The organism is Cognatiyoonia sp. IB215182, from assembly GCF_033963905.1.
Taxonomy (GTDB): domain Bacteria; phylum Pseudomonadota; class Alphaproteobacteria; order Rhodobacterales; family Rhodobacteraceae; genus Yoonia.
On the sequence record NZ_JAXBMB010000001.1, the window covers coordinates 331,243 to 350,618 of the forward strand.

The window sequence follows — 19,376 nt, forward strand, 5'->3', positions numbered from 1 at the left end:
ATCTACGCCCTCCTTGCGTTAGGACTTGCCCAGGCGAGCCAGATGGCCGCCGTCCAAGTGAATGATTGCCCTCCGGCCGGTGAGCCGTCGGTTGGGTCGAAATACTCTGAGAACCCGTGGTCCCGGATCAACCGCATCGTAGCATCCCGCAGGCGTTCGCCTTGGGGGTTGCCACGCGCGATGAGCCCCTCGCCAATCATCATGTTCATCATCGACCAGGTCGGCCCGCGCCAATAACGTTTGGGTTCAAACTTCGGGCTGGCGGGGTCGTGGCTGGGCAGGGGGTATTTCACCAGATCCATGATGCGGTCCAAGTGTTTGGCCTGACCGTCAGAGGGGATGCCCGCATACCAGTTCAGGAAAGACGCGTTCGATATGCAATTGGCCCAAGCGCCGTTCACCGTATCGCGCACATCATAGCTTTGCAGATCATCGTTCCATAGGGTCGCCGCGCCAGCCTCCAATTGGGCGATGTCGTCGGTCATGCCGGCCACATCTTCGGACAGTGCCTCACCTAGCGCCAAGAGGTCGCGATGCGACCGCAGCAGGGTGAATGTCATCGTCGGATCGGCCACGAAAAACGGATTGTCTTCGGCCATTTGTGCCTGATCCCAGCCCAGGCGCCGCCCGCGCTGGACGAGCCAGATATACCGGTCGTAATCGTAGCGTGTCGGGCGCATCGCGTTATCGACATGGCTGGTGTCACGCCGGTCATATTCGCCCACATCCTTGGGGTCGATCCGCGCCATCGCACCGTCCCAATCCGGGGTATTGTCGCGCCCGCTTTCCCAAGGATGCGTGATACAGATCGCCCCTTCGTGAGAGCGCCATTTTAGGAACCAGTCATGCCAGCGCCGCAGCTTGGGGAAAAGACGTCGTGCGCGGGCCTCCCCCATGACAGGATCAAGCTCATAGAGTTTCCGCACAATCGTCCCCGCAACCGGGGGCTGGCTGATCCCGGATGATGGGCTGGGGCCATTGCAGCCCCAGACCTCTGGCCCCGGAAAATAGCCCGGATTGACCACGTGATGCAGGATATGCGGAACCATGCCATCATCCCACTGACCGGCGAACAGCGTCTCAAGCTCGACCCAGGCACGGTCCATGTCGAACTGCGCAAAGCCAAGTGCGGCAAAGGCCGAGTCCCAGTTCCACTGATAAGGATAAAGCCCCGCCGTCGGCACGGTGTAGCCGCCACGATCATTCGTGCGAAGGATGTCTTGCGCTTGGCTGTCCAGTCCCGTCGCCATCAGCCTTTGACCGATCCGGCGGTTATTCCTTTGGTGACAAAGCGCTCCAGCCCCAGGAAAATCGCCATGATCGGGACTGTTGCGATGACCGCGCCTGCCATCAGGTGCTGGCGCGGGATCTCGGACGAGTTGAGGCTGGCAATGCCCCGGGTCAGCGTGAATTTGGAGGGGTCGTCCAAAAGCATGAACGCCAACAGGAACTCGTTCCAGGCAATCATGAACACATAAAGCGATACGCTGGCCAGGGCTGGCAGGGACAAAGGCAGGGTGATTTTCCAGATCACCTGCAACCTGTTCAGGCCGTCCATCAGCCCGGCCTCTTCCACCTCATGCGGCAGGCCACGGAAGTAACCTTGCAGCATATAAAGTGCCACGGGAATGGTCGTGACGGGATAGATCATGATGATCCCGATGATCGTGTTCCGCAGGCCGGTCATCGAAAACGCGATGTAGATCGGCAGGGCCAGAACGATCATTGGTACCATGTAGATGAGCAGGATGGACCGAGACATCACCGATTGCCCCCTGAAACGCAGGCGCGCGATTGCATAGGCGCCGGGTATTGAAAACATCAGGGTAATGATGACGGTCAGAACAGAAACATAGAAGGACGTCCAAAGGTAAGAACCGAAATTGAACTCGGTCAAAAGCTCTTCATAGCTGCTGAAAAGCGCCCAACCCCGGCTCAGATCCAGTGAGAAGTCGAGGGGGTTTTGAACGAGTTGCGCCTGATTTTTCAGGCTGGTCATGACCATCACGTAGAACGGGATCAAGACGATGGCGACAAAGAAGATGTAGCCAAAGCCCATCAGGAAACGGATGGTCGCTGCCTCAAACTCGTGGCGTGTTAGCGTGCCGGTGGGCAGGTCCTGCAAGATCCAACGCACGGTCCATGCAAATGACGCACCCAAAAGGACGGCAGCAATGGCAGATTGATAGAGTGACGCCTCGATCGCGATTGGGCCGACACCGAATGATGTTGCGACGATGACCAGAATGGCCACGGCCCATGGTCCCAACCGGCCAAGCGGCGTGTAAAGCGTGATCAATCCAAGTGCGGCGCCCCATGCCAGTGACAGCCAGATCACTGGCCGAAATGGCTCACCCGTCAGGAAGGACATCGTTACGGCAACGGTGGTGGACAGAATGACCATCCAGAAAGCGCCAAGCAGTGTCGCGGTGATATTGCCGTTGTAAAACAGTTTCACAGCCCCTCCTCCCGACTGATGAAGCGGAAGAAGAAGACGCTGAAGAGCAACAGGCAGAAGAAGATCACCACCGCCACCGCAGCGCCCGCACCGATATTTGAGACGGCAAAGGCCTGCTCATAGACGTTCACGGTCAGGGTGCGTGTCCCGGCATTGCCTCCGGTCAGCAGGAAGATGTCGTCGAACTTGTTGAAGGTCCAGATGAAGCGCAGAAGGAACAGGACCGACAGGATGCCCAAAAGCTGCGGAATGGAGAGATACCAGAACATCTGAAACGGGCTGGCGCCGTCCATCTCAGCGGCTTCGTACATGTCTTCGGGAATGGATTGCATCCGCGCGAGGATAAAGAGGAAGCATAATGGGAAATAGCCCCACATGGCGAAGACCGTCACCATGATTAGGGCAAAGGGCCGTTGCCCGAAGAAATTGATCGCGTTGTCAACAACGCCCATCTGGACAAGTAGCGCGTTAACGCTGCCCGAAAACGGGTCGAACAGGATGATCCATGTGAAGGCGACCGCGATGATCGGGGCGACGTAAGGGAACAGAAAGAGCCCGCGCAGTATTCCCTGACCTCGAAATTGGCGATCCAAGAGCAGAGCGGCGAAAAGGCCCAATATGATCGCACCAATGGTACCGAAGAAGGTGTAGAACAGGGTGACCCAAAGCACACTCCAGAACTCGCCACCGTCGAAAACGTCAGCAAAGTTCTCAAGCGTGAAGGTCGTGTTGATCAGGACGTTGTCGCCGCGGCCCGATACGATGGGGTCACTCCCCTCCACCACGTCTTCGGCCAAATCGGGATCGTCGGCAGCGACCGGGATGATGAGCCGTTCATTATAGCCGCCCTCCATTTCATCCACACGGCAGGTAAGAGTGCCGTCATCCAACGTGCATTCGGCGGGAAGATCACCGCGAATGGTGACAACATCAGGAATTGTGTCCGCCAGGACGACGTCTGAAACGATCTTGTCCTGGCTGGAATTGCGCAACCGGTATTCGATCCGCATGTCGTCGCCCGATCCGCGAAACTGCTCGCGCGCAATGGCCGTTGGTGGTCGTAGATCGGCGAGCGCCACGGGTTTGACGCTGATCCAGAAGATCGCAAGAAGCGGCAGCACAACCACCAGAGAAACCGCAAAAAGCGTCGGGGCAAGCAGGCCATAGGCCAAACGGGCCTGACGCTTTGCGAGCGGCGTCGTGCCGGTTGGTGGTTTCGGATCGGAAGTCAGTGCCATGGTCTTGTGACGCGGGATGCGTAGGCCGGGCGGTGGCCGCCCGGCCCGAACCCGTCGTCGTTACTCAATGGCGCCGAGTTCAGCGTTGAGGTTGGCCACCGCAGTGGGGGCGTCAACTTCACCATCGATATACTGCCGGACTATCCGGTTGATCACCTGACTGTTGATCATGCGGCTCGACAGGGCAAGCTGACCTTCGGTAACACCCCAGCGTTGCGCCACATCCAGCCCGCCGACGATCTCATCAATCATCTCTTGGGCATAAAGATCACCAAGCGGCGCGCGGCGATCGACACCGACATCAAGCGTGGCCCAGGCCTCTGAGTATGCGGTAGGGTTGTCGGCATTGCCGTTGCGCACCGGAAACTTGCCTTCCGGCGCAATTGCCAGCGTTTCAGTGTAACCTTCCGACATCGAGAATTCGACAAATTCCATCGCCACATCCGTATTGGCGTCGCTCGTGATGCCAAGATAGCGGATGTCAGCCCAGGCGGCCCCATCGGGGTTCGATGGGCCGGAGAAATTCGTCACAATCCCGGTTTTGCTGGCCAGTTCGCTGGACGTCGGATCGTCGTTGATCGTAGGTGGGGCGCTGTCGCGCAGGCCAGCAAGTTCATCAAGAATGAAAGGCGACCAGATGATCATTGCCGCATTGCCTGAAAAATAGAGTGTCCGCGACTGATCCCAGTAAAGCTCACCTGGGGGCGACGCCTCAGCAATAGCCTTGTAGAAATCAAGCACCTCGGTCGTGGCGGCCTCATCTAGTTCCTGAAAGCCATCATCCCCCACCGGTGACACGCCATTGGCCAGGAACACATGTTCCAGCACCTGGCTCATGAAGTTTTCGTCGACCTTCGTGGCGGCGACAAAACCATACATCTCTGGCGGGTTGTGCAGCGCTTCGACCGCCGCAAGCACATTGTCGTAGCTGGTGGGCGGCTCCAGTCCCGCGCTTTCAAAAAGGTCTGCCCGGTAGACAACCATCTGGGTCCATCCGTCCACAGGGACGGAAGCATGATCGCCCTCGAACTCGGCCATGGCCAGCGCGCCGGGCGCAAAGGTGTCGGCACCAAGGGCTTCGACCACATCTGTCGCAGCACCGGTATCCAGGATGCCCGCCTCGGCCCATGGCAAGGCATATTGTAGCGTGTGGTAAATCACATCGGGCAGATCGCCGGCAGCGAACGCGGCGGTCGCGCGTGTGCCTAGATCGGTTTCCGAAACCGGGATGACCTCCACTTCATGCCCGGTTGCGGCGTTGAACTTCTCGGCAAGCGCCTCTTGCCGCGCAAGGCGTTCGGGCTGTTCTTCGGTTGTCCAGAAGCGGATCGTGTCCGCTTGCAGTATCGTCGCAGGCAGCAGCAATGCCACCGCCAGTCCCAAATGCACCATCTGAGATTTCATCGTTTCCTCCCCACTTGTTCCTCTCCTGCACCCATAAAAGCCGCGCGAAATGCCTTTTGGCAAGTCTTCTGAATGATGGGCAGCGGGCAGCCTTTCCGATTTCGATGGCAATGGCGTGCCGAATGGCGGAAGCTTGCAACGCACGTTTTCTGATGCCGGACCCGTTGTTCATGTCCAGACTTTCCTCGCCCAAAGGGCTTAGCCTAAAATGGTTGGAGATCTTCCAGACCTGCGCCCGCAGTGGGTCGCTTAAAGAAGCGGCGGATGAGACCGGCCTCGCGATCAGTACCGTCTCGCATCATCTGCGCTGTCTTGAAGACCATCTTGGCACAGAGCTTTTCAACCATACCCGCAGGCCCATGGTGCTGACGCCAAAGGGTCAGGTTTTTCTGCGGAACATTGATGTCGCTCTGCACGCCATCCGCAAGGCAAAGGCCGAGGCAACGAATGGTGATCTGGCCGGTGCCAGTTATCTGCGGCTGGGCATGATCGAAGACCTCGACAGTGATGTGACCCCCGATCTTGCCGTGCATCTGGCGGATCTGATGCCCGATTGTGCCTTTCTCTATCACACAGCCTCAAGTCATGAGGTCATCGGGATGTTACGTGATCGCAAGCTTGATCTGGGTATCACCGTCACCCCGCATGAGCGGATGCGGGACTTGGAAGACCAGCCATTGCTGCGCGATCCGTTCGTCATGGTCCTGCCCAAAACGGGGACGGCCTCGCCCGACGACATTATTGCGGGGCGCGCGGAGCTGCCGTTTCTGCAATTCTCAAGCGAATTGATCATCGCGCGGCAGATTCAGGCGCAGTTGCGCAGATTGGGTGTGTCGCTGCCGGACAAGTTCGAATGCGGGAGCAATCAGACCCTGATGGCGATGGTCGCGTCGGGGGCTGGATGGACCATCACAACCCCATTGCTCTTTGCCAGAGCACAGCGCTTTCAGCCCCGGCTGACAATGCATCCGTTTCCGGGCAAGCGTTTTTCGCGCACCTTGTCGCTGGTGGTCACACCGGATTGTTCACGTTCTTTGGTGGATATCGTGAACAACAAGCTGCGCGCCTCATTGGACTCGCATGTTATCGCGCCGACTATTGCGCAGACGCCGTGGCTGCAAGATCAGTTTGGGTTGATCGACTAGGTTGGCGAATACAGGATGTTAAAGCGCGCCTTGATCGCATCATCCTGTTCCTTGGTCAGATATTCCGGCTGATGGTCGCGCAGCACCGCGCGGACCTGCGCATGGGCCCGGTCCCATGCATCGTGCGCGCCACTTTCGGCCCAACTGCGCGGTTCCTGTCTGTCCGCGAGGGCGGGATAGAAGTAGTCCCGCTCCATAGCCGCATGGGTATGCGCGCCGCCCAGAAAATGCCCGTCACCAAAGACGGCATCCATGATGGCCTCATAGCCGAGGTTTTCTTCGCTCACTTCGATGCCGCGCAGGATGCGATAGGTGTTCGAGTGCATCTCATCATCCAGAACGAAGGCCTCAAAACTCGCCCCCAGAAGCGACGCGGTCATGCCTGAGCTTTCGTAAATCAGGTTCCCGCCGGCAAGTGCGGCGGCAAGCGAGGTAAGACCCTTTTCCATCCCGTATTGCGCGTCGATGGCCTTGGCATCAGTCATGGAGCAAGCGACACCGGATGGCAGGCCCAGCCAATTCGAAAGCTGAGCAGAGGCGGCGTTGAGCAACGCGGTTTCTCCACTTCCCCCGGCGAAGGCGCCGGTGCGCAAATCAACCACGAGCGGCCAGTTTGAAAAAACCATCGGAAAACCGGGCTGGATTGCATGCACCATCACGAGGCTCGCCAGTGTTTCGGCAAGGGATTGCGCCAGAAATCCCGCGAGGGTCGCGGGTGCTGTCGCGCCAGCCTGTGCTGCCGTGATGCAAGAGATGGGGATGTTGTGGCGAATGCATGCATAGACGACATCCACCGCATCCTCGCCAAAGGCGAGCGGTGAGATGATCGGGCTGATATGTGCCTTCAGGAACGGGCGTTTCGCGAATTGGCCCGCACCACCTGACGCGATGTCGAGCATTTCGACAATGGGCGCTACGTGCGCAGCGAGCGTGAAGGATGTTGCGACAGGCTTTGTCGTGTTGCGCAACAAGGCGTAGACGGTGTTCACGTCCATGTCGAAAATGTCCGACACATCGGTGGCAACGCAGCAGCGCGTATACCAGCTCACATTGGTCAGCGTATCCTGCAACCGCGTGAAATCATGCAAGTCCTTCAGCGTCGCAGGCCGGTAAATGCGGCTGTCGAGATCAAGCGTCTGCACTGCGGCACCGCCGGTTCCGAAGTGAACGCGGTTGCCGCCAACCTCAATCGAACGTGCCGGATCACGGCCATGCAGCACAAAGGTCTTGGCGGCCCGGTCAATCGCATCCTGCACCAGAGGCGGCGGCAAAAGGATCCGGCCCGCACCATTGTCGCGGGCACCCACTGCCAGAAGGTCGGCCCGCAACCGACCCGGAACCGCGCCCAGCCCGAGATTGTCCAAAAGAAGAAGGGCGGTATCGAAGATGCGATCCAGTTCCGCTTTGGTCAGAGGTTTGTAGGCGCCGCCAAGCTGGCCAGGCGGACAAGGGTCGAACACGGGCTTTGCCATGCGTCGTGCAATCCGCTCTGCCCGCCCTGCGCGTTTGGGTCCCTGCGCCATTTACAACTTCCTGATCAGTGGTGTCGGAAAGAGGTCCGGAATTCCAGGAGACGGCAACCGCGAAGTCAATATTTCGAAATCTTAGGATTTGTATTTCTAAAAAATCGAAAATTATCAAATGAGGTTGTCACCCCCGCCGAAACCCGTCCCTGTCACGGCGCGGGGAACGGCGGAGATATTGCATGAAATCGCGCACAAGAGTTGTGGTCATCGGCGGGGGCATCGCGGGGTGTTCGACACTTTATCACCTGACGCAGCAAGGCTGGAGCGACGTTGTCCTGATCGAGCGGGACGAACTGACCTCCGGCACCACATGGCATTCGGCCGCCCAAGTGACGAATTTCGGCATGAACCAGACGATGGTTGGCCTGAAATCGCACTCCATCGCGCTCTACAAGAAGCTACGCGATGATCCGGATTACCCGGTGGGCTACCATCATGGCGATGGCGGTATTCGGCTGGCCAATACCGAAGCGCAGATGCAGGGCTATCGGCATTTCGCCTCAATGGCGCGCGGTATGGGTGCTGAGTTCGAGGTCATTGACGCCGCCGAATGCGCCCGCCGCCATCCGCTGATCTCGACGGAGAACCTATTGGGAGGCCTTTGGGACGGCGAAGATGGCGATATCGATCCCGCACAGTTGTGTCAGGCACTCGCGTTCCATGCCCGTAAGGCCGGGGCCGAGGTCTATCGCCACACGCCGGTCGTTAGTCTGACTCAGCATGCGGATGACACCTGGACGGTGGAAACCACAAAGGGGAACATCGATGCGGATATCGTCGTGAACGCATGTGGCTACCGCGTGAACGAAGTGGGCGCGATGATGGGTGTGCATCATCCGGTCGCGTCGATGGAGCACCAGTATTTCGTGACCGAAGACATACCGGCCATCGCCGCAGCAGGGCACCGGATGCCGCTGTTGCGATGCCCGATCTCGGACTATTATGCCCGGCAGGAAAAGAACGGACTGTTGGTCGGGTTCTACGAGCAAGATTGCAAGACATGGGGCATGGACGGGATCAGCCCGTCATTTGCCAATGATCTCTGCCCGGACGATCTGGATCGGGTGATGGATGTGATGGAAGGCGCGTTCGCGCGGATGCCCGCATTGACCGAGGTTGGGATCAAAAGAGTTGTGAATGGGCCAATCACCTACACAATCGATGGGGCGCCATTGGTTGGCCCGATCCCGGGCAAGCGCAACGCCTTTTGCATAATCGGTCTGCGTGCGGGGGTTGGCGAGGGGGGTGGCCATGGCTGGCTTCTGGCGCAGCAGATCGTGCATGGAGAGGCGTGCTATGACACCTGGTGCCTTGATCCACGGCGTTTCACGGGACATGCAAATGCCGAACTGACCGCGCTGAAGGCCATTGAGGATTACCAGAACGAGTTCCGCTTTCACTTCCCACATGAAGAGCGCCCGGCAGGACGGATGGCAAAAACAACGCCGCTCACGCCGGTACTTGCGGCGGAAGGAGCGGCGTTCACGGTCGTCAATGGATGGGAGCGGCTGGATTACATCAAGCCGCATGCCGATTTCGAACCAACGCTTGGCTTTGATTTTGACGAAACCTTCGATCTGGTCGCGGGCGAGGTCAGGAATGTGCAAACCAATGTCGGCCTGACCGAGGTTAACGGCTTCAACCGGATCGAAATTACCGGTGCCGACCGGCATGCTTTTCTCGACCGGATGATTTGCGGCAACGTAACTAAGCGCGACGGGCGGGTCGGGCTTTCCTACCTGCTCAACCATCAGGGCATGATCAAATGCGAGGCAACGATTGCCAATCTTCCCGCCTCGGATCGCGGGTCAGCGCGGGTCTGGTATGGGTCAGCGGCGGCGGCGGAATGGCATGATCTGGACTGGCTGACGGCGCATATCCGACCGGGCGAAGATGTCCAGCTGAGAAGCCTGACAAATGACCAGACGATCCTTGTCCTCGCAGGACCCAAATCGCGCGCGGTGCTGGAGGCGGTCAGCCGAGCCGACTGGTCAGCAGAGGCATTCCCATGGCTCTCGGTCCGGGAATGCTTCATCGGCTTCGCCCCGGTCACCGTCATGGGGGTCAGCTTCTCAGGCGAACTGGCATACGAGATCCATGTGCCCAATGCGTCGCTATACGCGGCATACCTTGCGCTGCGGAAAGCGGGCGAGGACCATGGCTTGAAGCTCTTTGGCGCCCGCGCCATTGAATCGATGCGCATGGAAAAAGGTTTTCTGCACTGGAAGGCAGATATTCTGACCGAATATGACCCGTTCGAGACGGCGCTGGAGCGCTTCGTCAGGCGCGATAAAGGCGACTTCGTGGGCAAGGACGCACTTCTGCGTCGGCATGCGGAAGGTGCGTGTAGGAAACTGGTCACGCTCGACGTTACCTCAACACACGCACCAGCCCATGGTGGCGCATCGCTCATGCTGGAAGGAAAGGTTGTTGGCACCGTCACATCAGGCGCTTGGGGGCATCGGGTCGGAATGAACCTCGCCCTTGCATTTGTGGCGCCGGAGTTTGCAGCGATTGGCGAAGTGATGGAGCTGGATCTGTGCGGTCAGATGGCGCCGGCAACTGTAATCGCGCCCTCGCCTTACGACCCGGGACACGCGTTGATGCGAGGTTAGGATCCGCGCTCAGGACCGAAGGTCGCAAAGTGCGGGAGATGTTTGGCTGCGGTCTGCGCGAAGCTCCTTCGTAGTAAGGTTTGATGCCGCTATTGGTTTGGAGCGCCTGTCAAAACAAGCCGCCTCAAGCCCTTCTGTAGGCGCCCACCTTTCAAGATGTATTCGGGAGACCCGAAAATCTCTCTCATTCAGTTGATTCGGAAGGGGCCCGCGATGCCTCAATCGCCGACTTTTTCAGGTTTTCAAAGGCCGGTTTTCGGTCAATCCGAGCCTGACCGAAAAGCCTGACAATCAGTATTCATGACGCGGCGGCAATCTGTTCATAAACCGAAGGAGTATGACGGAGAACGCGCCGGTCTGTGGAGTGGCTGTCATTAAACATTTACACGCTTAGCGCGAGGCACGGATGTGCCATCTGCAGGCCTGCGCAACGCCAAGTAATGTTGGATTTTCTGAGATTTCACCGCCCGGAGGCTCGCGTAAACAAACGTTATATGCGGCCCTTTTTTTGAGTTTTTAAACCCACCGATTATGGCGTTTCGCGGCCGGGTTCCCACTATCGCAGCAACATCACGGCACATCGCGATGACCCCTACCAACAAGGCGAGACGACCATGCAACTGCTCCTCATCAGGCGATCCGATACACAACCCACAACCTTTCCGGCCCGCCTTCTGATTAAGGGGTTTCGTTTTGAGGTCGAGCGCCACTCCGGCAAGTGCCCCGACCACGACGCGGACGATCAATACGACCTCGCTATCGTCGATCTTTCGCGGCTTGATCGTGCGGTGCAAAGGCTGTTGGACCAGCAGCAAGATAGCGCCCATATTCCCATGATTGCGCTTGTCCCGAATGAAGCGTTGATGGGACGAAAGTCGAAAGAGGCGCTGTGCCCGATGGCTGCGGGTTCGAACCCTGTCGCGATGCCAGAACTGACGTCTCGCATGCAAGCCATGGTTGATAAGATGGCGGGCCCGTCCGGCAAAATGTTTCGTGCTGCGGGTCTGACTGTCAGTCCGGATGCAGGATACGCCGCATTCGCCGGTGCGCCACTTTCGCTGTCGCGGCGCGAGCTCGCAGCGCTGACACTGCTTGTCAGGTTTGCCCCTCACATCGTCCCGCGTCAGAGGCTAGAGGCCCGGGTTTACGGACCCGATGCGGTTTTGACCCCGAACGCGATTGAAGCGGTCCTGTCCCGGTTACGACGCAGCCTGAAGGATGCGGGATGCCTGGCCCGCATCGTGGCGCATCGCGGGGTTGGGTGGAGCCTGAAGAGCGCTGAGGGAGGCCGCCTATGACCCTTTCGATGGAACGTCACAAACCGTGCCGGAAAGCAAAATTATGCCGACGGAACTGTTCGGTACCTGCCTGTCAGTCCGCCGTCAGCTTCGATCTTAAATCAAATCTCGAAGGGTCGGAGACGCGTTTTTTAAAGCACTGCCCGTGGTGGGCCGTGTCCAACAGCAAGGAGAGCGATATGAAGTACTTCAAAAGAATTCGTGTAAATGTACCCGTAGAACCGTTCTTAACAGAAATCGCCGCCGTCGATGACGCCTGGGCCAACGCGACGGGCCGTCAAGAAAAGATCGCTGTACAAAGAGAAGCGCTTGCCGTCCCGTTGCGGGGGTTGCGCAAATCCATGATCCTTGGGCGCGCGCGGCGTGATGTTCACGAAAGCCGCTGGACGACGGGTTCGGTCAATTTCCCAGTTGCACGTGCCTTTCTGGAGGACGTGTCTGCCGAACTCGATGCAGATCTCAGCCGTGCAAAGATCGTCTGCTTGCCTGCGGGCAAGCGTGTCTACCCGCATATCGACCGGGGCGAATACTATCGCCTGCGCGGTCGCTATCACTTCGTGTTGAAATCCTCTGCCGGATCCTGGCTGAAAGCAGGAGAAGAGGAAGTTCGTATGAAGGAAGGCGAATTGTGGTGGTTTGACAACGACCAGATGCATGAAGCCTTCAACGACGGCGACGAAGACCGGATCCACATCATCTTCGATCTGCTTCCAGCCGAAATGCGCGACCGTGCTTCAGCAGCAACTGCTGCGGCGCGCGCGAAATACGAAAAGGCAGCGTGAAGATGGCACAGATGCATTTCCGACCGGGTGTTCCCGGTGTTCTCCCCTCAACCTGGCTGATCCGACCTGAGACAAGCGCAAAAGCGCCGCCAGTTCTGGCGATCCACGGGCTGAACCGCGAAGTTGAGCTTATGGCCGACTTGCTTGCGCGGCAGGCAGATGTCACAGGCCGCACCATCATCCTGCCGGTTTTCGACCGCAACTCGTGGCCACACTATCAGCGCGCCGCGTGCAAGAAGCGGTCCGATTGGGCGCTCCTTGCGTTGTTGCGGGTCCTGCGAGATGAGGGTTGGATTGGCGCGGCCCCGCCGGACATTTCCGGTTTTTCGGGTGGCGCGCAGTTCGCCCATCGTTTCACCTGGCTTTACCCCCAACATATCGGGCAGCTGTGCATCGTGGCGCCTGGTTGGTGGACCTTCCCGGACACGCGCGGGTCCTATCCTTTAGGTGTCGCCAAGGAACGCTTTGGCGGAAACTCTCTCGCCTTCCGTTTGCGCACGAACCTGAGGCGGTTTCTGGCGCGAAAGATCGTCGTTATGGTCGGTGATCTTGATGTCACGCAAGATAAGAACCTGCGCCAGGACCCTGACATCATGTCCCAACAGGGTCCAAACAGGGTGCAACGTGCACGTAATTGGACGGCGGCAATAAAGCGCGCTGCGCGACAGGAGCGCATCCGGCCCAACATCCGCTTCCGGTTGATGGACAATTGCGGACACGGCTTTGCGGATTGTGTCGCGAACGGGGGGCTTGCTTCAGCCTTCGTCCCAGTTTTTTCAGAGAAATCAACAGCATGCCCTACTTTTGGGCAGCGTCAACTTGAGGAGGTTGCATAATGCATATCGTTGACATCAATACGTCGGCCGCGCCATTTCTGGCAGGCGCCAAGTGGAGCTTTGTGACCCGGCGGGTCTGTCGGTCGGACATCAAATTGCTCAATCATGATCTCGGCACAGCCAAGACAGGTGATCTGGTGCTGGCCGAGGTGCAGGGTATCGGCAGTCACAAGCGATTGCAGTTGCACGACGGTCGGTTTTCCATCCTGTTTGCCAAAGATCGTGTGGTTTTGGCCTGCGGTGACCGGTTTGCCGAGGATCAGTTTGAAGGGATCGCCGCTTTGTCAGCCAACGGCGCCGATTTGTTGGCGGGTGGGGGCGTCGTGGGTCACATGCGTGCACGCAATGGTAAGGTCAATCGCCCGACGCGCCTTTCGGTCATTGGACGCCTCGCGGATAGCGAGGGTCGCGTGATCAACCTCGCGGACGCTGCGTTTGGCTCAGTGCAAGGTCCACGTCCGGGGCGCGTGATCGGTGTTCTGGGCACTGGAATGAACGCTGGTAAAACCGCTGCCGCCGCCGGGCTGGTCAATGGTTTCGTTCGGTCGGGCCATAAGGTGGCCGCGATCAAGGCGACGGGTACAGGGTCCTTTGGGGATGTCCACCATTATGAAGCGGCAGGTGCCGCAAAGGTGTTGGACTTCACCGATGCCGGCCTGGCTTCGACCTACCTGCAGCCGGTCAATCGCCTCGAAGACGCGACACGAACGCTCATGACCGCTGCGGCGGATTGCGACATCGCTATCGTTGAACTCGCCGATGGTGTCAGCCAAGTGGAAACGGCCGAGCTTTTGCGACGCCCTGGCTACCGTGGTATCTTCGATGCCTTTGTGCTGGCCGCGCCCGGCGCGCTTGCGGCACGCGGCGCGTTGCAGTGGCTTTCGTCTGAGGCCCAGATTGCGCCGATTGCGCTGTCCGGTCTGATGACGCAAGCCCCGCTTGCGGTCGCCGAGGCGGAACATCTGGGCCTGCCCGTCTTCTCGCGCGAGACACTCGCAGACCCAGCAACTGCATTGTGCCTGAGCGGGATGCTCGCCGATACCAAGCGGGAAGGTGCGGCATGAGCCGGAGGCCTGCAATAACGGGCGACAAGCGTTGGATCGGCATGCTTGGGCTTGTTGTTCTGGCGCTCGGGCAGGCGGTCACGATGGTGGTGACCGCCTTCGCGACGCGCGACGTCATCGGCGCATTGCGGACGGATGAAAGCACCATACCGATGCAGGCGCTAGCAGCCATTGCCATCTCGGGGCTGGCCATCTTTGCGCTGCGGTCAGCCGAAGGTGCCTTGGGTGAGCGGACGGGCCAAAGCTATGCCGCCGCCATTCGGCGTAACCTGTTTCTGCACATGACTAAAATTCCACTGAGCGCGATGGCCGAGCGGCGTGCGGGTGCGACCGCGCTGCGATTTGTCGGCGACCTGACCGCGTTCAAGGGCTGGGTCGCGCGTGGGTTGACGCGGCTCATCTCGGCCTGTGTCACCATACCGGCGGCCTTTCTCATTCTCTTTTTGCTGGAGCCGCGCCTGGCGCTGGTGGCTGCCGGGCCCATTGGCCTTGTGATGGCGGCCATCTATTGGCTGGGCAATCCCTTGGGTGAGGCCCATGCAGACCTGCGCAGCAAACGCGCGAGGCTTGCCGCCGCGATGGCAGAGCGGTTACCACAAGGGATCGTGCTGCGTCGGTCTGGGCGGGTTAAAACCGAATTGCGCGTGCTCGACAGCAAATCACAAGGCATCATCCGCGCAGCGGTCCGGCGTGCCTGGCTGGCCGAATCCGTGCGTGCCATGCCGGATGCCGCAGCCGGCGCCGCCGGTGCGCTGTGCCTTTGGGTTTGTCTGAACCTCAACCTTGGCGTTGCGGACGCGGTAGCGGCCTTGACGGCGCTTGCGTTAATTGTCTGGCCCTTGCGCCATCTTGCCGATGTACGTGACCGCCAGAAGGCCTATGCCGTTGCGAGCGCCAAGCTTGACGCCGCACTCGCCAGCCCGCGCCTTCCGACCTTGGCGAAGGTGACACCCGATCCGCATGCGCCCGCAGTCCATCTTGATGGACTGTGTCTTCCGGGCCTGGCGCAGATCAATCTGACGCTGGAGCGGGGCCTGGTGCGGCGCGTATCCGGTCCTCCGAGTTGCGGCAAAAGCCGCCTGCTTCTGACACTTGCTGGGCTGGAAGGTGCCCCGCCAGAGGGCAGGGTGCGGGTATTGGGAGCTAATCCTGCCGCCTTGGCAAGCGGTGCGATCCTTTACCTTGGGCCCAAGGCACCGATGCTTAAAGGCTCTCTTCGCCGTGCACTGATGCTGGGGACAGGCAGGACGGCGCAGGATGACGAACTTAATGCAATCATCGACCTGGCGGGCCTGTCTGATCTGGCCGCGCGCCTGGGCGGCCTTGACGCCCGGGTGTCCGAAGGGGCGCGCAATCTGACTGCGACCGAACACACGCGCCTTTATCTGGCCCGTGGCCTGATTGCGCGCGCGCAACTGGCTCTGGTGGACGCGGATGAGATTGGCTTGGGTGGCGACGACCTGACACTTTTGGTCGATCATTTCGATCAATGTGGAACGGCCGCACTCATAGTTGCGGCGGAGACTGCTGCGCAACAATTCATGCATCCCCCACTATTCCTGAAAAAGAGCGAAGCGCCGCTTTCGCTAGGTGCGGCGAGTGCAGCTTGAACGGGAGATCGCCTGAAACTTCTGAGACGGATCCAACGTTTGCGCGTCACAGGAGGGATGATTGATGGCTCGGAAGCTTTGCGCGGAGGGGGATCCACTGCGGTGACAAAAAAGCCCCGCCTAACACATCGTTGGGCGGGGCTTTCGATAAGCTCGATTGGCGAGAAAGCTATTCTCGGTTGCCCAAAAGCTGCAGCAGGAACATGAACATGTTGATGAAGTCCAGATACAGGTTCAAAGCACCCATGATCGCGGACTTTGCCAACCATTCCTGATCGCCATGCGCAGCATGTGCAATGTAGTCGTTCTTGATCTTTTGCGTGTCATAAGCCGTCAAACCAGCGAAGATCAGAACACCCAAGATGGAGATCGCGAACATGATCGCTGGCGATTGCAGGAAGAGGTTCACGATCATTGCCACGATCAGGCCGATCACACCCATGATCAGGAACGCGCCCCAACCCGAGATGTCCTTTTTGGTCGTGTAGCCATAAAGACTAAGACCGGCGAAGGCGATCGATGTTATCAGGAAGACCTGTGCGATCGAGAATCCGGTGAAGGCCACGAAGATCCAGGCCATGGAAAGACCCATGACAGCGGCGAACACGTAAAAGAACGTCTGCGCTGCTGCGGCAGAGAACCGGTTGATCATGGCGCCAAAGCCAAAGATCATTGCCAGCGGTGCGAACATCACGATCCAGCCAAGGATATTGGGCTGAAGAGTGATCGGATCACGGAAGATCGCGAGCAGGGCAGGTGCAGTACCAACTGCCCATGCCACACCGAATGTGACAAGCATACCTACGGACATGATGCCGTAGACCTTGTTCATATGAGCGCGCAGACCCTCGTCGATTGCGGCCGCGCGGACCCCGCCGACCGTTCTGATTGCCTCATTTTGAGCCATGTAAACCTCCAGTTAAAAACAGCGGCGCCGCATATCGGCATCCTTGGGTGCTGATATTGGCGTGCGCCCCTGTTTTTTCAAGCCTTTCATCGCTCAAATGCCACATTTCCGATTGTTTTGGGCGGGAATGTCGCAGGCGGTCGTCTTTATGGCCCGAAACGGGATCATTTTGACCAGTATTGTGGCGCGTCCCAAAGCGGCTTTTCCGCCTCGATCCGGGCTTCGTCGCGGGTCAGGCCGATGTCGCGCAGCAAGTGATCATCAAGGCTTTTCAATGCGTTGCGTTGCCGACGGACGGCGATCATGCCGACGACGCGGGCCAACAGGCCGCGAGGTGTCTTGGTCGTGGTTGCGCAAGTGGCGCGTGTATGCGTGACAGTAACAGTCATAACCTGTCCTTTCGTGATATGTTTGTCTTGAATCATCTTGATGCTTGATATGTAGAGCAGCGAAGTGCATAATGAAAATGAATGATTGAGATTTTAAGTATCAGGGAACGTGATATGTTGCGAAATCTGGATATGACGGCGCTTCGGTCCTTTGTGACCGTGGCTGAAATGGGTGGGGTCACGCGGGCAGCAGGCGTGCTGAACCTCACGCAATCGGCGGTGTCGATGCAATTGAAACGGCTGGAGGAGTCGCTTGACCTTTCGCTGCTTGACCGTAGCGCCCGCACCATTGGGCTGACCCCGGCGGGTGAGCAATTGCTAGGCTATGCGCGCAAGATCCTGTCGGTCAATGACGAGGCGCTGAGCCGCTTGACCGCCACCGAATACGAGGGCGAGATCAAACTGGGCGTGCCGCATGACATCATCTATCCGTGGGTACCGCAGGCTTTGCGGCGCTTTGCGGCGGATTTCCCGCGCATGCAGGTGAAGCTGGTCTCAGCCCCGACGCGGCGGCTTTTGAACATGTTGGGCCGGGGTGAGATTGATCTTATCCTGACAACAGAAGAACGTAGCGGTCCGGGCGGTCAGGTGCTGGTGGAATTGCCGCTTTTATGGATAGGTGCCATTGGCGGTTCGGCCTGGCGTCGTAACCCACTTCCCATCGCGTTTTGCAGCAATTGCATCTTCCGCAGCGGGGTTCTGCAGGCGTTGAACACCCATGACGTCCATTGGGAAATGGCCGTCGAATCGGAGCTCGACAACGCCGTTGAGGCGGCCGTGAGTGCCGATTTGGGTGTGCATGTGGCGCTCGAAGGATGCCTGCCGCGCCACACGGAAGTCATCCATCACGGTGGCGTCTTGCCGCCCTTGCCGTCGCAGAAGATCAACATGTACCAGCTGAACCAAGACGACGCTGTCAGTGCGGCGCTGGCCGAGATTGTGCGGCAGACCTATGTCAGCCCGCCGCCCCTGCGCGCCGTTGCTATGGGGTGACGACCACCTTGCCGGTCGATTTGCGGCTGCGCATAAGTTCCAGTGCCTTCGCCGCCTGATCAAGCGGGATGACATGGCTGACATGCGGCTTCAGGCGGCCATCTGCGTACCATTGCATCAGTTCGGACAGGCTGTCGGTTAGTGCGGTCGCATTGAACTTCAGATAGCCACCCCAGTAAAATCCCATGATTGTGATGTTCTTGACCAAAAGGATATTGGCCGGGATCTGCGGGACGTTACCGCTGGCAAAGCCGATCACGATCACCCGTGCCTCCCGGTTGCAGGCGCCGAGGGCCGCCTTGAACGCGTCACCACCAACCGGGTCATAGACGACATCGGCGCCGCCAAGCTCTTTGACCTTCGCCTTGATGTCATCGTTGTCGCTGTCGATCAGATGATCGGCGCCTGCGGCCTTGGCAACGGCCAGTTTGTCCGCCCCCCGTGCCACGGCAATCACCGTCGCCCCGAGCGCCTTGCCAATTTCGACAGCTGTCAGTCCCACACCGCCAGCGGCCCCCAACACAAGGAGCGTTTCACCTGCTTTCAATTGCGCGCGCCGCGCAAGGGATAGATGCGATGTCCCGTACGCTACCATAAAGCCTGCGGCGACTTCAGGCGCCATATTCTCCGGAACTGGTCGGCACAAGGCGGCTGGAAAAACACCTTGATCGGCCATCCCACCTTGCCCCCCGAAGACGGCCACTTTGGTACCGATTGCAGGTGTGCTCACATCTGGTCCATGGGCGATCACGGTGCCGCAAACCTCCATGCCGAGGGTGAAGGGCGGTTCCGGCGTATCCTGGTACTTGCCCTGCGCCATTAACAGATCGGCGAAGTTCAGCCCGCATGCCAGAATGTCCAACACAACTTCGCCGCGTTGTGGTTCAGGTTGTGCGGCATCGACGATTGCCGGATCAGCGTTAAATGACTGCACTTGAAAGGCGCGCATCAGGGGATTCCTTTTGGTATGAATTTGTTAACCTTTATCATCATATCGTTAGTCACGGCGAAAGGGCTGCTTTTTGGGCGTCCCGCGAAAAGTTGCGCTGCGAACCTATCCTTAAGTTCAGGTCAGCGGCTGCAACCGTTGCGTGTTATGTAGGAATAGTGT

At 58.9% G+C, this 19,376-nt stretch carries 16 protein-coding genes; 8 read left to right on the forward strand and 8 right to left on the reverse strand.

Features of this window, described 5'->3' with window-relative positions; genetic code table 11:
* Positions 1–2 precede the first annotated feature (2 nt).
* From SLH47_RS01735 to SLH47_RS01750, 4 genes are read right to left on the reverse strand one after another with little or no spacing between them, the layout of a single operon-like run.
* Complete coding sequence (locus SLH47_RS01735; RefSeq protein ID WP_320237570.1) at positions 3–1,250, reverse strand: MGH1-like glycoside hydrolase domain-containing protein; 1,248 nt, start codon at positions 1,248–1,250, stop codon at positions 3–5.
* Positions 1,250–2,458, reverse strand: coding sequence for a carbohydrate ABC transporter permease (locus SLH47_RS01740; protein WP_320237571.1), 1,209 nt, complete (start codon positions 2,456–2,458; stop codon positions 1,250–1,252). The genes SLH47_RS01735 and SLH47_RS01740 overlap by 1 nt, the downstream gene beginning before the upstream one ends.
* Positions 2,455–3,696, reverse strand: a complete 1,242-nt coding sequence (locus SLH47_RS01745; protein WP_320237572.1) for a sugar ABC transporter permease — start codon at positions 3,694–3,696, stop codon at positions 2,455–2,457. Before SLH47_RS01745 ends, SLH47_RS01740 begins: the two co-directional genes overlap by 4 nt.
* A 60-nt stretch (positions 3,697–3,756) precedes the next feature.
* Entirely contained in the window at positions 3,757–5,100 is a 1,344-nt protein-coding gene (locus SLH47_RS01750; protein ID WP_413785606.1) for an ABC transporter substrate-binding protein, read from the reverse strand.
* A 170-nt stretch (positions 5,101–5,270) separates the two neighbouring features.
* On the opposite strand from SLH47_RS01750, the gene SLH47_RS01755 reads away from it, so the two are divergent.
* Positions 5,271–6,245 (forward strand): LysR family transcriptional regulator, encoded by a 975-nt coding sequence (locus SLH47_RS01755; protein WP_320237573.1) that lies wholly within the window; start codon positions 5,271–5,273, stop codon positions 6,243–6,245.
* Here the strand turns inward: SLH47_RS01755 and SLH47_RS01760 are convergent.
* A complete protein-coding gene (locus SLH47_RS01760) occupies positions 6,242–7,768 on the reverse strand; it encodes a trimethylamine methyltransferase family protein (protein WP_320237574.1) in 1,527 nt (508 codons plus the stop codon). The two genes, SLH47_RS01755 and SLH47_RS01760, sit on opposite strands and share 4 nt — an antisense overlap.
* A 182-nt stretch (positions 7,769–7,950) precedes the next feature.
* On the opposite strand from SLH47_RS01760, the gene SLH47_RS01765 reads away from it, so the two are divergent.
* The 6 genes from SLH47_RS01765 (at position 7,951) to SLH47_RS01790 (ending at position 15,976) form a co-directional block, all read left to right on the forward strand.
* Complete coding sequence (locus SLH47_RS01765) at positions 7,951–10,386, forward strand: FAD-dependent oxidoreductase (RefSeq protein WP_320237575.1); 2,436 nt, start codon at positions 7,951–7,953, stop codon at positions 10,384–10,386.
* Between the two features lie 614 nt (positions 10,387–11,000).
* On the forward strand, positions 11,001–11,684 hold the full coding sequence (locus SLH47_RS01770) for a winged helix-turn-helix domain-containing protein (RefSeq protein WP_320237576.1): 684 nt from the start codon (positions 11,001–11,003) through the stop codon (positions 11,682–11,684).
* Positions 11,681–12,466, forward strand: a complete 786-nt coding sequence (locus tag SLH47_RS01775; RefSeq protein WP_320237577.1) for an aspartyl/asparaginyl beta-hydroxylase domain-containing protein — start codon at positions 11,681–11,683, stop codon at positions 12,464–12,466. The genes SLH47_RS01770 and SLH47_RS01775 overlap by 4 nt, the downstream gene beginning before the upstream one ends.
* A gap of 2 nt (positions 12,467–12,468) precedes the next feature.
* Positions 12,469–13,302: an alpha/beta hydrolase gene (locus SLH47_RS01780; protein WP_320237579.1), complete on the forward strand. Its 834-nt coding sequence runs from the start codon at positions 12,469–12,471 to the stop codon at positions 13,300–13,302.
* Positions 13,302–14,366, forward strand: a complete 1,065-nt coding sequence (locus SLH47_RS01785) for a hypothetical protein (RefSeq protein ID WP_320237580.1) — start codon at positions 13,302–13,304, stop codon at positions 14,364–14,366. Before SLH47_RS01780 ends, SLH47_RS01785 begins: the two co-directional genes overlap by 1 nt.
* A complete protein-coding gene (locus SLH47_RS01790; protein WP_320237581.1) occupies positions 14,363–15,976 on the forward strand; it encodes an ABC transporter ATP-binding protein in 1,614 nt (537 codons plus the stop codon). The genes SLH47_RS01785 and SLH47_RS01790 overlap by 4 nt, the downstream gene beginning before the upstream one ends.
* Positions 15,977–16,145: 169 nt before the next feature.
* Here SLH47_RS01790 and SLH47_RS01795 read toward each other — a convergent pair whose 3' ends face one another.
* Positions 16,146–16,883 carry a Bax inhibitor-1/YccA family protein gene (locus SLH47_RS01795; RefSeq protein ID WP_320237582.1) on the reverse strand — a complete coding sequence of 246 codons (738 nt, stop codon included), beginning with the start codon at positions 16,881–16,883 and terminating at the stop codon, positions 16,146–16,148.
* Positions 16,884–17,047: 164 nt separating this feature from the next.
* Positions 17,048–17,272 (reverse strand): DUF1127 domain-containing protein, encoded by a 225-nt coding sequence (locus tag SLH47_RS01800; RefSeq protein ID WP_320237583.1) that lies wholly within the window; start codon positions 17,270–17,272, stop codon positions 17,048–17,050.
* A gap of 114 nt (positions 17,273–17,386) precedes the next feature.
* On the opposite strand from SLH47_RS01800, the gene SLH47_RS01805 reads away from it, so the two are divergent.
* A complete protein-coding gene (locus SLH47_RS01805; protein WP_320237584.1) occupies positions 17,387–18,265 on the forward strand; it encodes a LysR family transcriptional regulator in 879 nt (292 codons plus the stop codon).
* Here the strand turns inward: SLH47_RS01805 and SLH47_RS01810 are convergent.
* On the reverse strand, positions 18,255–19,214 hold the full coding sequence (locus SLH47_RS01810; RefSeq protein ID WP_320237585.1) for an NADPH:quinone oxidoreductase family protein: 960 nt from the start codon (positions 19,212–19,214) through the stop codon (positions 18,255–18,257). The genes SLH47_RS01805 and SLH47_RS01810 overlap by 11 nt on opposite strands.
* Positions 19,215–19,376: the final 162 nt, after the last annotated feature.

What these genes read in the sequence shown, in the direction of transcription:
- SLH47_RS01790 (WP_320237581.1), top strand. Translation starts at nt 14,363, where the DNA reads ATGAGCCGGAGGCCTGCAATAACGGGCGACAAGCGTTGGATCGGCATG.
- SLH47_RS01785 (WP_320237580.1), top strand. Translation starts at nt 13,302, where the DNA reads ATGCATATCGTTGACATCAATACGTCGGCCGCGCCATTTCTGGCAGGC.
- SLH47_RS01770 (WP_320237576.1), top strand. Translation starts at nt 11,001, where the DNA reads ATGCAACTGCTCCTCATCAGGCGATCCGATACACAACCCACAACCTTT.
- SLH47_RS01765 (WP_320237575.1), top strand. Translation starts at nt 7,951, where the DNA reads ATGAAATCGCGCACAAGAGTTGTGGTCATCGGCGGGGGCATCGCGGGG.
- SLH47_RS01780 (WP_320237579.1), top strand. Translation starts at nt 12,469, where the DNA reads ATGGCACAGATGCATTTCCGACCGGGTGTTCCCGGTGTTCTCCCCTCA.
- SLH47_RS01795 (WP_320237582.1), bottom strand. Translation starts at nt 16,883, where the DNA reads ATGGCTCAAAATGAGGCAATCAGAACGGTCGGCGGGGTCCGCGCGGCC.
- SLH47_RS01760 (WP_320237574.1), bottom strand. Translation starts at nt 7,768, where the DNA reads ATGGCGCAGGGACCCAAACGCGCAGGGCGGGCAGAGCGGATTGCACGA.
- SLH47_RS01775 (WP_320237577.1), top strand. Translation starts at nt 11,681, where the DNA reads ATGACCCTTTCGATGGAACGTCACAAACCGTGCCGGAAAGCAAAATTA.
- SLH47_RS01735 (WP_320237570.1), bottom strand. Translation starts at nt 1,250, where the DNA reads ATGGCGACGGGACTGGACAGCCAAGCGCAAGACATCCTTCGCACGAAT.
- SLH47_RS01745 (WP_320237572.1), bottom strand. Translation starts at nt 3,696, where the DNA reads ATGGCACTGACTTCCGATCCGAAACCACCAACCGGCACGACGCCGCTC.
- SLH47_RS01755 (WP_320237573.1), top strand. Translation starts at nt 5,271, where the DNA reads ATGTCCAGACTTTCCTCGCCCAAAGGGCTTAGCCTAAAATGGTTGGAG.
- SLH47_RS01810 (WP_320237585.1), bottom strand. Translation starts at nt 19,214, where the DNA reads ATGCGCGCCTTTCAAGTGCAGTCATTTAACGCTGATCCGGCAATCGTC.
- SLH47_RS01800 (WP_320237583.1), bottom strand. Translation starts at nt 17,272, where the DNA reads ATGACTGTTACTGTCACGCATACACGCGCCACTTGCGCAACCACGACC.
- SLH47_RS01805 (WP_320237584.1), top strand. Translation starts at nt 17,387, where the DNA reads ATGTTGCGAAATCTGGATATGACGGCGCTTCGGTCCTTTGTGACCGTG.
- SLH47_RS01750 (WP_413785606.1), bottom strand. Translation starts at nt 5,100, where the DNA reads ATGAAATCTCAGATGGTGCATTTGGGACTGGCGGTGGCATTGCTGCTG.